Below are 12,661 nucleotides of genomic sequence, written 5' to 3' on the forward strand. Positions count from 1 at the left end.
GTAATCTTAAGCCGTACCCCTTCTCCGTCCGATCGAGGATCCCCGTGGCCAAGTCCCCTGCAGCACCCGCATCCAACGATGCGCCCTCCGAGGGGACCGTCCTGAACGGCACCCCTGCCGGGCCCGTGAGCAAGGGACGCGCCACGCCCACCCGGGCCGAGCAGGAGGCCGCGCGAAAGCGGCCGCTCGTCGCCGACACCAAGGAGGCCAAGGCGCGAGCCCGCGCCGAACTGGCCCAGCAGCGCGAGAAGGCCCGCGCCGGGATGGCAGCGGGCGACGACAAGTTCCTCCCCGTGCGCGACAAGGGGCCGCAGCGCCGCTTCGTGCGCGACTACGTCGATTCGCGGCTGCACCTCGGCGAAGCCGTGATGCCCGCCATGGTGCTCGTCATCCTGGCGACGTTCGTGCCGCTCACCGCCATCCAGTACTGGTCGTTCATCGCGCTGTGGATCTTCATCATCTTCGTCATCGGCGACATGGTGCTGCTCTCGATCCGGGTCAAGGCGGCCGCGCGCGAGAAGTTCGGCGCCGATCGCACCGAGAAGGGCCTCGGGTGGTACGCCGCCATGCGCACCATCCAGATGCGCTTCATGCGCCTGCCCAAACCGCAGGTCAAGCGCGGCACCAAGGTCGTCTGAGCGACTCAGCCCGAACCGGCGGCGATCAGCCCGCGCGCAGACCGCGGTTGATCTGGCGCGCCCAGAGCGGCCCGCGGTAGATGAATCCCGTGTAACCCTGCACAAGGGTCGCACCGGCATCCAACAGCGCCCGCACGTCCTTCGCGATCTCCACTCCCCCGACCCCGATGACGCAGAACCGCGGATCCGGTGCCGTCGCGCGGACGATCTCGACCACGCGCAACGCGCGAGCGCGCACCGGCGCTCCGGACAGGCCGCCCGCGCCGCAGGCTTCGACCGTCGCGGCATCCGTCGTCAGGCCATCCCGCGAGATCGTCGTGTTGGCCGCGATCAGGCCGGCGAGGCCGAGGTCCAGGGCGAGCCGGGTGATCGCCTCGATCTCATCGTCGGCGAGGTCGGGGGCGATCTTGACGAGCATCGGGGTCGACCCGGCGGCGTCCTTGACGGCCGACAGGAGCGGAGCGAGGGTTTCGACGGCCTGGAGCGTACGAAGACCCGGGGTGTTCGGCGACGACACGTTCACCGCGAGATAGTCGGCCAGCGGGGCGAGCAGGGTCGCGCTCCGCACGTAATCGGCCGTCGCGTCCGCGACCTCGACGGCGCGGCTCTTGCCGATGTTCGCGCCGATCACCGGACGGTCGGTGCGGGCGCGAAGGGCACGGAGCCGGCGGGATGCAGCATCCGCCCCCCGGTTGTTGAACCCCATACGGTTGATCAGCGCGCGATCCCGGGTGAGTCGGAACAGTCGCGGTCGCGGGTTGCCCTCCTGTGCAAGGGCGGTCACCGTGCCGATCTCGACATGACCGAACCCGAGCGCTCCCAGCCCGTATGCGCCGACCGCGTTCTTGTCGAAGCCCGCGGCGATGCCGAAGGGAGACGCGAACTCGCGGCCGAGCGCGCTCGTGCGCAGCGCGGGGTCAGGGCGCGTGAGGGCGCGCGCGGCCCAGGAGAACGGCCAGATGCCCGCGAGACGGATGACGAGCATCCCCGCGTGATGCGCGGTCTCGGGGTCGAATCTCGTCAGGAGCGTGCGGAAGAGGAGGGGATACATCCCCGCCAGGCTATCGGCCGAGCGTGTCGGACGCCGACTCCGGGTCGGTCGCGGCCCGGTGCGGGTCGGTCGCGTGATCGGCGCGGAGCTGCCCGATCGCGGATTCGAAGTCCTCGAGCGAGTCGAAGGCACGATAGACGCTCGCGAATCGGAGATAGGCGACCTCGTCGAGGTCGCGCAGCGGACCGAGGATCGCCAACCCGATGTCGTTCGCGTCGACCTGCGACGATCCGGTCTGTCGCACCGCCTCCTCGACGCTCTGGGCGAGAAGCGCCAGGTCGGCATCGGTCACGGGGCGCCCCTGGCAGGCCTTGCGAACCCCCGACATGACCTTCTCGCGACTGAACGGCTCGGTCACGCCCGAGCGCTTCACGACGTTGAGGCTCGCGGTCTCGACCGTCGAGAATCGTCGCCCGCAGTTCGGGCACTGACGACGACGCCGGATGCTGAGCCCGTCGTCGCTGGTACGCGAATCGATCACGCGCGAATCAGGGTGACGGCAGAAGGGGCAGTGCATAGCACCGACAGACTACCCCGACCGGCAGCGTGCACTGCGGCACCCTGCGCGCAGGCCGAGACGATCAGTCGTCGAAACGGGCCTCGACCGCTTCGCCGTGCGCGGGGAGGGCCTCCGCATTCGCGAGCGCGACGATGCGCTCGCGCACCTCGGCGAGGGCGGCGCGGTCGTACTCGATGACCTGCTGAGGCCGCAGGAAGGTAGAGGCGGAGAGGCCCGACGAATACCTGGCCTGTCCCCCGGTCGGAAGCACGTGGTTGCTGCCGGCGAGGTAGTCGCCGAGGCTGACGGGCGAATCGGCTCCGACGAACACCGCGCCGGCGTGCACGAAGTCCTCCGGGCGAGGGGCTTCGAGGTGCAGCTCGAGGTGCTCGGGGGCATACGCATTACTGAACGCGGTCGCCGCCGCGAGGTCATCGACGAGCACGATCGCCGACTGCGGGCCGGACAGCGCGATCGCCACCCGCTCGGCGTGCCGCGTCGTCGGGATCCGGATCGCCGCGGCACGCGCCACCTCTTCCGCCAGCACGACGGACGAGGTCACCAGCACCGCGGCGGCCTGCTCGTCGTGCTCGGCCTGGCTGATGAGATCGGCTGCGACCAGCCGGGGGTCGGCGCTGTCATCGGCGACGATGAGGATCTCGGTCGCGCCGGCTTCGGCATCCGTCCCCACCAGGCCGGCGACCGCGCGCTTGGCCGCTGCGACGAAGTTGTTGCCCGGCCCGGTGACGACGTCGACGGCCTCCAGACCGATCGACTCGACACCGTGGGCGAATGCGCCGATCGCTCCGGCACCCCCCATCGCGTACACCTCGTCGACGCCGAGCAGCCGCGCAGCCGCGAGGATCGCCGGGTGGACGCGCCCGTCGAAATCGCGCTGCGGCGGGGAGGCGAGGGCGATCTGCGACACACCGGCGACCTGGGCAGGGACGACGTTCATCACCACGCTGGACGGATAGACGGCTTTGCCGCCCGGAACGTAGACGCCGACGCGCCGGACCGGCTGCCAGCGCTGCGTGACGCGCGCCCCCGGCCCGATCTCGGTCACCACCGAGGGCGGGACCTGCGCGGCGGATGCTGTCTGCACTCGGCGGATCGCCTCCTCGAGCGCGTCTCGGACGGCGGCATCGAGGCCTGCGAGAGCGTCATCCAGGTGTGCACCGGGCACACGCACGGCGTGCCCGGTGACTCCGTCGAAGCGCTCGGCCTGGGAGCGCAGCGCCGCCTCGCCATCGTGGGCGACATCCGCGACGAGCGCAGCAGCCGTGCTGAGTGCTTCCTCACGCGCGGCGGTGGCACGGGGAACGGTGGCCAGCAGTTCGACGGCAGACAGGCCGCGACCGCGCAGATCGATCGTGCGAAGCATCCGTCCAGGCTATCCGTCCGCTGCGCGGCGCCCGAACCGGGTCACCCGCGAGTGATCCCCGACACGTCGTGGAGGTAGCCGACGGTGCCGTCTTCGTGCCGCACGACGAACGAATCGCCGCGATCCTCGATCACGAGAGCCCACGCGCTCGGGCCGATGCGGAACAGGGTTGCTCCCTGCGCGTCGACGACGTCGCGCTCGACGGGCGCGAGCGCCCAGAACGCCTGATGGCTGACGGCGGGCTGCGACCCGGTCCCCTGGACGGGCTCGTACGTGCCGCGCGTGGACGCCGGGGTCCACGGTTCGTCCGAGTCGGCCGTCGCCGGCTCGAAAGCCCCCGCCGAGCGATCGATCGCGATCGTGTCCGACTCGGCCGCATCGGCGAACGCGGCCGAGGCGGCGTGAGCGCCGGGGGCGACGGCGTCATCTGCGGTCGCCGGACGCGCCACGGGCGCGGGTCGCGCGACCACGGGGCGGATCGGCCGGGCGCTGCGATGAGCGGGAACCTCGCGACGGCCCTGGAAGTCTTCTTCGAACGGGGGGATCACCGGTCCGAACACCGTGAGCGCGACTCCCGCGAGCATGAGGACGAGCTCGACCCACATCACCCACGAGCGCACCCAGGGGCCGCCATCGACGACGATCGCGACCGTCTCCCACACCAGCTGGATCCACAGGACCGCAGAGACCGTGAATGCGACGGACGCGAACTGGTCGATGCCGAGCGAGCCGACGCGCCGGATGCCGTCCGGCGACAACCGGCGGAGGACGATGAGGAACACCGCCGCGGTCGGAACCGCGATCGTGAGGATCCACAGCAGCCCGGACGTCCACACCGAATCGAACCTGAGCGTCGTCACCGAGAAGAACGACACGATGAAGGCGACGACCCAGATGCCGACGAGCGCCACCTCGCGGATCGAGAACGGGCCCACGCCATACTGAGGCCCGTACTGCGGGGACGCGGTCTCATCCGCGTGGAGGGAGTCCGTCCCGACCGTGGTCGATTCGGGGGTGGTGTCCTGGTCGATTTGTTCGTCGGTCACGATCATCCTTCCGGGTCGGGCGCATCGCGCACGAGGTCAGATACTACCCGCGAGGGCTGAGGGCGTCAGGTGCGTCAGCCGAGGCACTGGGGGCCGAGAAGGCCCTTGAGCTCGCCGTAGAGGTCGGCGGTCACTCGCACGGGGTGGGGCACGTCGAACACCTTCGCGGTCGACCCCGAGTGGAGCTTGACGGTCACCTCGGTATCGCCCCTGTGCCGCTGCAGCGTCTGCAGGAGCTCTGATACCAGCTGCTCGCTCGCGCGCCGCTCGGGCATCACCAGAACGAGCGGGCCCGACGCGTCGACCGACCCCAGGTCGGGAGTGAACGCCGACTGCGCGTGGAGGTTCAGACCGTCGTCGCGCCGCGACACCCTGCCACGCACGACGAGGATCGAATCCGCCACGAGAGACGATGCGAACTCGGTGTACGTGCGGCCCATGAACATGACCGTGACCTCGCCGTTGAAGTCCTCGATCGTGATCATGCCGTAGGGGTTGCCGCTCTGTTTCGCGACGCGGTGCTGCACACTCGTGACGAGGCCTGCCACCGTCACCTGGTCGCCGTCGGTCACGTCCTCCGACGACAGCAGGTCGTGGATGCTCGTCGACGAATGCTTCGCGAGCGGGATCTCGAGCCCGGCCAGCGGGTGGTCGGACACGTAGAGGCCCAGCATCTCGCGCTCGAAGGCCAGCTTGTCTTTCTTCGTCCACTCGGGTCGATCGGGCACCTTGACGGGCGCGACCTCTTCGGTCTCGTCGTACAGGCTGTCGAAGTCGAATCCGATCGCCCCCGTGGCGGCCTTGCGCTTGATCTCGACGGCCGCCTCGGTCGCGTCCTCGTGGATCTCCATCAGCGCTCGGCGCGTCGCGCCGAGCGAATCGAAGGCGCCCGCCTTGATGAGCGATTCGACCGTGCGCTTGTTGGCGACGTTCGTCGGAACCTTGTCGAGGAAGTCGTGGAAAGACGTGAACCTCTCGTCTGCGCGCGCCTCGACGATCGACTCGACCACGTTCGATCCGACGTTGCGCACGGCGCCCAACCCGAACCGGATGTCGTCGCCGACGGCGGCGAAGTACTTGATCGATTCGCCGACGTCGGGCGGGAGGACTCTGATGCCCATACGACGGCACTCGTTCAGGTACACGGCGAGCTTGTCCTTGGCATCGCCCACGCTCGTCAGGAGCGCCGCCATGTACTCGGCGGGATAGTGGGCCTTGAGATACGCCGTCCAGTACGCGATGAGTCCGTATGCCGCCGAGTGCGCCTTGTTGAACGCGTAGTCCGAGAACGGCAGCAAGATGTCCCACAGGGTCTTGACCGCGGCGTCCGAGTAGCCGTTGGCGTGCATGCCCGCTTCGAAGCCCTCGTACTGCTTGTCGAGCTCGGACTTCTTCTTCTTGCCCATCGCGCGCCGAAGAATATCGGCTTGGCCGAGGGTGAAGCCCGCCACCTTCTGGGCGATGGCCATCACCTGCTCCTGGTAGATGATCAGGCCGTAGCTGGTGCTGAGGATCTCCGCGAGCGGCTCTTCGAGTTCGGCGTGGATGGGAGTGATCTCTTGCTGCCCGGTCTTGCGCAGCGCGTAGTTGATATGCGAGTTGGCACCCATGGGTCCCGGCCGATACAGCGCGATCACGGCCGAGATGTCTTCGAAGTTGTCGGGCTTCATGAGCCTCAGGAGCGACCGCATGGGGCCGCCGTCGAGCTGGAACACACCCAGCGTGTCGCCGCGGGACAGGAGCTCGTACGCCGGCATGTCGTCGAGCGCGAGGTCTTCGAGAACGAGCGGGATGCCGCGGTTCGCCTCGATGTTGTCGAGCGCGTCGTTGATGATCGTGAGGTTGCGCAGCCCCAGGAAGTCCATCTTGATCAGCCCGAGCGCTTCGCACGACGGATAGTCGAACTGCGTGACGATCTGGCCGTCCTGCTCGCGCTTCATGATCGGGATGATGTCGATCAGGGGTTCGCTCGACATGATCACGCCCGCCGCGTGCACGCCCCACTGCCGCTTCAGGTTCTCTAGCCCGACGGCGGTGTCGAAGACGGTCTTGGCCTCGGCGTCCGTCTCGATCAGCGTGCGGAACTCGGAGGCCTCTTTGAACCGCGGGTGCGCTTTGTCGAACATCCCCTCCAGCGGCATGTCCTTGCCCATGACCGCAGGCGGCATCGCCTTGGTGAGCTTCTCGCCCATGCTGAACGGGAACCCGAGCACGCGCCCCGCGTCCTTGAGTGCCTGCTTCGCCTTGATCGTGCCGTACGTGACGATCTGCGCGACACGTGCGTCGCCGTACTTGTCGGTCACGTACTGGATGACCTCGCCACGGCGGCGGTCGTCGAAGTCGACGTCGAAGTCGGGCATCGACACGCGGTCGGGGTTGAGGAAGCGCTCGAAGATCAGTCCGTGCTGCAGGGGGTCGAGGTCGGTGATTCCCATCGCGTAGGCCGCCATCGACCCTGCGCCCGAGCCACGCCCCGGCCCGACGCGGATGCCGTTGTCTTTGGCCCAGTTGATGAAGTCGGCGACGACGAGGAAGTAACCGGGGAAGCCCATCTGCGTGATGACGCCGGTCTCGTACTCGGCCTGCGCGCGGACCTCGGACGGGATCCCCGTCGGATACCGCTTGTGCAGCCCGGTCTCGACCTCTTTGACGAACCAGGACTCTTCGGTCTCGCCTTCGGGCACAGGGAAGCGCGGCATGTAGTTGGCGCTCGTGTTGAATTCGACGTCGCACCGCTCGGCGATGAGAAGTGTGTTGTCGCACGCGTCGGGATGATCGCGGAACACCTGCCGCATCTCGGCGGGCGTCTTGACGTAGTAGCCGTCGCCGTCGAATTTGAACCGCTTCGGGTCATCGAGCGTGGATGCCGACTGCACGCACAGGAGCGCGGCATGACTCTGGGCATCGTGCTGATGCGTGTAATGAAGGTCGTTGGTGCCGACGAGCGGGATGTCGAGGTCTTTCGCGATCTTCAGGAGGTCTGACATGACCCGCCGCTCGATGCTGAGACCGTGGTCCATGATCTCGGCGAAGTAGTTCTCTTTGCCGAAGATGTCTTGGAACTCCGCCGCCGCGGCGCGCGCCGCGTCGTACTGGCCCAGCCGCAGACGGGTCTGCACCTCGCCCGACGGGCAGCCGGTCGTCGCGATCAGTCCGGCCGCGTAGGTCTGCAGCAGCTCGCGGTCCATGCGGGGCTTGAAGTAATACCCCTCGATGCTCGCCCGCGACGACAGCCGGAACAGGTTGTGCATGCCCTCGGTCGTCTCGGACAACAGCGTCATGTGGGTGTAGGCGCCTGAGCCCGAGACGTCGTCGCTGTTCTGCTCGGGTGTGCCCCATCGCACGCGCGCCTTGTCGCTGCGATGCGTGCCGGGGGTGACATATGCCTCGATGCCGACGATGGGCTTGATGCCCGCGTCCTTCGCGGTCTTGTAGAACTCGAACGCGGCGAACGTGTTGCCGTGGTCGGTCACGGCGATCGCGGGCATGCCCTGACGCACCGCCTCCTGCACCAGAGGGCCGACCCGGGCCGCCCCGTCGAGCATCGAGTACTCGCTGTGCACGTGCAGGTGAACGAAGGAGTCGGATGCCACGGATCGAGGCTACCCGTCCTCACCGACACCCGGACACGAGTGCGCGGATCGCCCGCACACTCGGCCGACCCGCTTTACGGTGGAGACATGCCGACCCCCGATTTCGTCCTCGAACTCCGCCGCCACGTCGGGCACATGCCGCTCTGGCTCGTGGGGGTCACCGCCGTCATCGTGCACGAGGGCATGGTGCTGCTGGGCAGCCGCAGCGACAACGGCGCGCTGACCCCGATCACGGGGATCATCGACCCGCGGGAGGAGCCTGCCGACGCCGCGGCGCGCGAGGCACTCGAGGAGGCGGGCGTCGTCGTCCGGGTCGAGCGACTCGGGTGGACGCACGTGATCCCGCGGGTGGAGTACGACAACGGCGATGTGACGGACTACCTCGACATCACGTTCCGCTGCGCGTGGGTGGATGGCGAGCCGTATCCCGCCGACGGCGAGATGACGGACGTCGGCTGGTACGCCCTCGACGCGCTCGACGGGCTGGATCGCCTCGACGACGAGATGCGGGCCCGGATCGCCCACGCGCTGACGGACGGTCCCGCAGAATTCGCCGGCGGCCGCTGACACCCGCTTCACGCGGTCGGCGGCCCTCAGTCGGCGCGCAGGACCTCGAGGGCGTGCGCCAAGTCAGACGGATAGGGCGATTCGAATTCGACCCACTCCCCCGTTGCGGGGTGGGAGAAGGCGAGCCGGTGCGCGTGCAACCACTGCCGGGTGAGCCCGAGCCGCGCGGACAGCGTCGGGTCGGCTCCGTACAGCGGGTCACCGACGCAGGGATGCCGGTGCGCGGCCATGTGCACACGGATCTGGTGTGTGCGCCCGGTCTCGAGGTGGATCTCGAGGAGCGAAGCGCCGCGGAACGCCTCGAGCGTCTCGTAGTGGGTCACCGAGTCCTTGCCCGTCGGCGTCACCGCGAACTTCCACGAGTGTGTGGGGTGCCGCCCGATCGGGGCGTCGATCGTGCCGGAGAGCGGATCGGGATGGCCCTGTACGACCGCGTGATAGATCTTCTCGACCTCACGCTCCTTGAACGCCCGCTTCAAAGCGGTGTACGCGTTCTCCGACTTGGCGACGACCATGAGCCCACTCGTACCGACGTCGAGACGGTGCACGATTCCCTGTCGTTCGGCCGCACCCGTCGTGGCGATTCGGAAGCCGGCGGCGGCGAGTGCTCCCAGCACGGTCGGCCCGTCCCACCCCAGGCTGGGGTGTGCGGCGACCCCGGCGGGCTTGTCGACCACCACGATGTCGTCGTCGTCGTAGACGATCCCGAGGCCGGGCACCGCGATCGGCACGATCTCGGGGTCGCGCTTGGGCTCCCACGACACCTCGATCCATGCTCCGCCACGGAGCCTGTCCGACTTCGACAGCGTGCGGCCGTCCATGGTCACATCGCCCGCGTCGGCGACCTCGGCCGCGAATGTCCGTGAGAATCCGAGCATCTTGGAGAGGGCGGCATCCACCCTCACCCCTTCGAGCCCGTCGGGCACGGGGAGTCCGCGCGACTCCACGTCAGTCCTTCGCGGGGTCGGCGGAGGCGGGAGCCTCGCCGGGAGCGCCCACCTCGGGATCCGCGGCGGGAAACAGCGGGTCTCGATCGTCGCCGATGCCGTCGATGGCGGGCTCATCGTCCTGCGCACGCGAATCGTCGTCTCGGCGCTCGCGGGTGCCGTCGAACCGCAGGCCGGTGAAGACGAGGATCGCCACGCCGATCATCATCGTCACGATGAACATGTCGGCCACGTTGTAGATCGCCGGCATCATCCACGGCGTGTTGATGAAGTCCACGACGTGTCCGACTCCGAAGCCGGGAGCACGGAACAGACGGTCGGTGAGGTTGCCCAGCACCCCGCCCAGCAGGAGTCCGAGCACGATCGCCCACGCCCGCGACCGAACGCGCGTGATCATGAGCCAGACGATCGCGATCGCGACCGCAGCCAGCGCGAGCGAGAAGATCCAGGTGACGTCCTCACCGAGCGAGAACGCGGCACCCGAATTGCGGATGAGGTAGAAGATCAGGAAGTCGCCCAGGACGTGGACGGGCTCTTCGGGGGGAAGATTCTGGATGGCGAAATACTTCGCCAACTGGTCGGCGGCCAGCACCAGGATCGCGAGTACCGCGATGATGGTGCCGGCCGCCGCCGCTCGGAGGGGGGCTCGGCGTGTCAAAGACCCGGCCTAGAGGCCGATGGCCGAGACCGGTGTCGCGCCGGAGGACGTCGCCGTCGTCTCGAGGTCACGGAGCTTGCCCTCCATCCAGCTGCGAAGCTGGGTGCGGTAGTCGCGCTCGAAGTTACGGAGTTCGGTGATGCGGGCCTCGAGGACGCCGCGCTCCTTGTTGAGGCGCTCGAGCTCCTCACGTCCCCGCGCTTCGGCCTCGGCGACGATCGATGTCGCCTGCGACTGCGCCTCGGAGATGAGCTGGTCGCGCTGGGCGATGCCCTCCGCGACGTGCTCGTCGTGGAGACGCTGCGCCAGCTCGATGATGCCGGCGCTCGCTGCGGCAGGAGCCGCGGAGGACTCCGCCACGGGGGCGCTCTGCTCGGGGGCCGCCTCGGCGACGGGGGCCGCCTCGACGGGAGCGGCGGGGGTGGCGCTGGCGGCGCTGCCGGACTCGAGCGCAGCCACCTTGGCCTTCAGCTCGTCGTTCTCGGCGATCGTCTTGCGCCATTCGACGACGATCTCGTCGAGGAAGTCATCGACCTCGTCGGGGTCGAAGCCCTCCTTGAAGCGGACGTGCTGGAACTGCTTGGTGACTACGTCATCCGGGGTCAATGCCATGGTGTTTCCTCTTTCGAGAGTTCAGGTCGAGGACCGAATGTCCGGGCTGATCGACCCGTTCCGGGCGACCGTACCACGCAAGCATAGTCGCCCGACTTTGAGGTCGCGAGAGACCGGCGTCACACGCGATCGGACTCAGATGAAGGCGCGCGTGATACCCAGGAGCACGAAGCACAGGAGCATCGTGATCGCGAACGCGAAGTCGATCGCGATCGCCCCGACGCGCAACGGAGGGATGAAACGACGAAGGAGCTTGATCGGCGGGTCGGTCACCGTGTAGACGATCTCGGCGAGGACGAGGCCCGCACCACGCGGACGCCACTCCCGATTGAACATCGGGACCCAATCGAGGATGAGACGAACGAGCAGAACCAAGACGAAGATCAGGATCAGCGCGTTGAGGATCTGGGCGACAACGCTGACGAGATTCACCTCGCTAGGGCTGCGAGAACGGGACCGACTCGGGATCGGCCTGCGCCACCGCGCCGTCTCCCGATACCGCGACGTTCTCGGGCGAGAGCAGGAAGACCTTGCTGGTCACCCGCTCGATGCGCCCGTAGAGCCCGAGCGAGAGTCCGCTCGCGAAGTCGATCAGCCGACGCGCGTCGGCATCGCTCATCTGGGACAGGTTGATGATCACGGGGATGCCGTCGCGGAAGTTCTCGGCGATGACCTGCGCGTCGCGATACTGCTTCGGGTGCACAGTGAGGATCTCGCTGATCATCGCCGGAGCGGGCTGGCGCACGACAGTGGGGCGATGCAGTGGCACGACCGGCGCAGCCACCTTCTCGACCGCCTGAGCGCGTCGCCCGGCGGGCTGCGCGGCAGGCTCTTCGTACACCTCTTCCTCGTCGGCGAGGCCCAGGTACACCATGGTCTTCTTGAGCGGGTTCGACATCGGATCCTCCGTTCGATCGTCTGGTTTGAGGTTAGTCGCGGGCGGGCCTCGGGCCCGTGATTGCGGAGCCGATCCGCAGGTGTGTCGCGCCGTAGGAAATGGCCGCGGGGAAGTCTGCCGTCATGCCGGCCGAGATCCAGTCGGCATCCGGAGCAACCGTGCGGAGCCGCTCGGAGTATCCGGCGAGGCGAGCGAACGCCGCGGCGGGCTCCTCGCCGAGGGGCGCGACGGCCATCACGCCGCGGAGAGCAAGAGTGCGGCACCCGCGGACGTGGGTCGCGAGCGCCTCGAGCTCGTCTGGGCGCACTCCCCCGCGAGCCGGGTCGTCGGTCAGATTCACCTGGATCAGCACATCGAGCAGGGGCGCGGCATCCACACCGTCTGCCTGACCCGCCGCGTCGAACGCGTCGGCGATGCGTTCGCGGTCGATGGAGTGGACGACGGATGCCGCGGCGCGGATCGCGCGCGCCTTGTTGGCCTGCGCCTGCCCGATGAAGTGCCAGCGGAGCGGCGGTTCCCGCATCGAGTGCAGTTCTGCGACCTTGCCGGAGAGCTCTTGCTGGCGATTCTCGCCGACGTCTCGCACACCGAGCACTGCGAGCTCTTCGATCAGCGATACGGGGTGGAACTTCGTCACGACGATCCGCGTGACGTCGCCCGGGTCACGCCCGGCGCGCCGCGCGGCGTCGTCGATGCGGGCATCGACGTCCGCGAGGCGGCCGGCGAGTAGTGGATCGACGACGACCACGCGGTTCTCCGTGAGCTGTG

General features: G+C 68.3%; 13 protein-coding genes. 2 read left to right on the forward strand and 11 right to left on the reverse strand.

From position 1 onward, the window contains the following. Nucleotides 1-44: 44 nt before the first annotated feature. Complete coding sequence (locus F6B43_RS04560; RefSeq protein WP_150447681.1) at nucleotides 45-638, forward strand: DUF3043 domain-containing protein; 594 nt, start codon at nucleotides 45-47, stop codon at nucleotides 636-638. Nucleotides 639-663: 25 nt separating this feature from the next. On the opposite strand, the gene F6B43_RS04565 is transcribed toward F6B43_RS04560, so the two are convergent. From F6B43_RS04565 to dnaE, 5 genes are all read right to left on the reverse strand, one after another. Further along, the gene (locus tag F6B43_RS04565; protein WP_150447682.1) at nucleotides 664-1,689 is read right to left on the reverse strand and encodes a quinone-dependent dihydroorotate dehydrogenase; all 1,026 of its coding nucleotides are present in this window, start codon (nucleotides 1,687-1,689) and stop codon (nucleotides 664-666) included. Nucleotides 1,690-1,699: 10 nt separating this feature from the next. Continuing rightward, the gene (gene nrdR / locus F6B43_RS04570; RefSeq protein ID WP_150447683.1) at nucleotides 1,700-2,206 is read right to left on the reverse strand and encodes a transcriptional regulator NrdR; all 507 of its coding nucleotides are present in this window, start codon (nucleotides 2,204-2,206) and stop codon (nucleotides 1,700-1,702) included. Between the two features lie 64 nt (nucleotides 2,207-2,270). After that, nucleotides 2,271-3,572: a histidinol dehydrogenase gene (gene hisD / locus F6B43_RS04575; protein WP_150447684.1), complete on the reverse strand. Its 1,302-nt coding sequence runs from the start codon at nucleotides 3,570-3,572 to the stop codon at nucleotides 2,271-2,273. Between the two features lie 41 nt (nucleotides 3,573-3,613). Then, nucleotides 3,614-4,624, reverse strand: a complete 1,011-nt coding sequence (locus tag F6B43_RS04580; protein WP_246159794.1) for a hypothetical protein — start codon at nucleotides 4,622-4,624, stop codon at nucleotides 3,614-3,616. 68 nt (nucleotides 4,625-4,692) lie between these two features. Further along, nucleotides 4,693-8,163: a DNA polymerase III subunit alpha gene (gene dnaE, locus F6B43_RS04585; RefSeq protein WP_246159862.1), complete on the reverse strand. Its 3,471-nt coding sequence runs from the start codon at nucleotides 8,161-8,163 to the stop codon at nucleotides 4,693-4,695. 135 nt (nucleotides 8,164-8,298) lie between these two features. Between dnaE and F6B43_RS04590 the strand changes: the two genes are divergently transcribed. After that, on the forward strand, nucleotides 8,299-8,778 hold the full coding sequence (locus tag F6B43_RS04590) for an NUDIX domain-containing protein (protein ID WP_150447687.1): 480 nt from the start codon (nucleotides 8,299-8,301) through the stop codon (nucleotides 8,776-8,778). A 26-nt stretch (nucleotides 8,779-8,804) separates the two neighbouring features. On the opposite strand, the gene F6B43_RS04595 is transcribed toward F6B43_RS04590, so the two are convergent. The 6 genes from F6B43_RS04595 to F6B43_RS04620 all read right to left on the reverse strand — a co-directional run bounded on the left by F6B43_RS04595 (nucleotide 8,805) and on the right by F6B43_RS04620 (nucleotide 12,641). Then, complete coding sequence (locus F6B43_RS04595) at nucleotides 8,805-9,725, reverse strand: RluA family pseudouridine synthase (RefSeq protein ID WP_150447688.1); 921 nt, start codon at nucleotides 9,723-9,725, stop codon at nucleotides 8,805-8,807. Nucleotide 9,726: 1 nt separating this feature from the next. Then, the gene (lspA, locus tag F6B43_RS04600; RefSeq protein ID WP_150447689.1) at nucleotides 9,727-10,383 is read right to left on the reverse strand and encodes a signal peptidase II; all 657 of its coding nucleotides are present in this window, start codon (nucleotides 10,381-10,383) and stop codon (nucleotides 9,727-9,729) included. Between the two features lie 9 nt (nucleotides 10,384-10,392). Continuing rightward, nucleotides 10,393-10,995, reverse strand: coding sequence for a DivIVA domain-containing protein (locus tag F6B43_RS04605; protein WP_150447690.1), 603 nt, complete (start codon nucleotides 10,993-10,995; stop codon nucleotides 10,393-10,395). A gap of 135 nt (nucleotides 10,996-11,130) precedes the next feature. Next, complete coding sequence (locus tag F6B43_RS04610) at nucleotides 11,131-11,427, reverse strand: YggT family protein (RefSeq protein ID WP_150447691.1); 297 nt, start codon at nucleotides 11,425-11,427, stop codon at nucleotides 11,131-11,133. Nucleotides 11,428-11,431: 4 nt separating this feature from the next. Then, entirely contained in the window at nucleotides 11,432-11,893 is a 462-nt protein-coding gene (locus tag F6B43_RS04615; protein ID WP_150447692.1) for a cell division protein SepF, read from the reverse strand. Nucleotides 11,894-11,924: 31 nt separating this feature from the next. Continuing rightward, nucleotides 11,925-12,641, reverse strand: a complete 717-nt coding sequence (locus F6B43_RS04620; RefSeq protein ID WP_150447693.1) for a YggS family pyridoxal phosphate-dependent enzyme — start codon at nucleotides 12,639-12,641, stop codon at nucleotides 11,925-11,927. Nucleotides 12,642-12,661: the final 20 nt, after the last annotated feature.

Source organism: Microbacterium rhizomatis (genome assembly GCF_008710745.1).
Classification (GTDB): Bacteria; Actinomycetota; Actinomycetes; order Actinomycetales; family Microbacteriaceae; genus Microbacterium; species Microbacterium rhizomatis.

Bases quoted from the DNA above. Each gene is read 5' to 3' on its own strand.
- F6B43_RS04565 (WP_150447682.1), bottom strand. From the start codon at position 1,689: ATGTATCCCCTCCTCTTCCGCACGCTCCTGACGAGATTCGACCCCGAG.
- nrdR (WP_150447683.1), bottom strand. From the start codon at position 2,206: ATGCACTGCCCCTTCTGCCGTCACCCTGATTCGCGCGTGATCGATTCG.
- hisD (WP_150447684.1), bottom strand. From the start codon at position 3,572: ATGCTTCGCACGATCGATCTGCGCGGTCGCGGCCTGTCTGCCGTCGAA.
- F6B43_RS04580 (WP_246159794.1), bottom strand. From the start codon at position 4,624: ATGATCGTGACCGACGAACAAATCGACCAGGACACCACCCCCGAATCG.
- dnaE (WP_246159862.1), bottom strand. From the start codon at position 8,163: ATGCTCGACGGGGCGGCCCGGGTCGGCCCTCTGGTGCAGGAGGCGGTG.
- F6B43_RS04590 (WP_150447687.1), top strand. From the start codon at position 8,299: ATGCCGACCCCCGATTTCGTCCTCGAACTCCGCCGCCACGTCGGGCAC.
- F6B43_RS04605 (WP_150447690.1), bottom strand. From the start codon at position 10,995: ATGGCATTGACCCCGGATGACGTAGTCACCAAGCAGTTCCAGCACGTC.
- F6B43_RS04615 (WP_150447692.1), bottom strand. From the start codon at position 11,893: ATGTCGAACCCGCTCAAGAAGACCATGGTGTACCTGGGCCTCGCCGAC.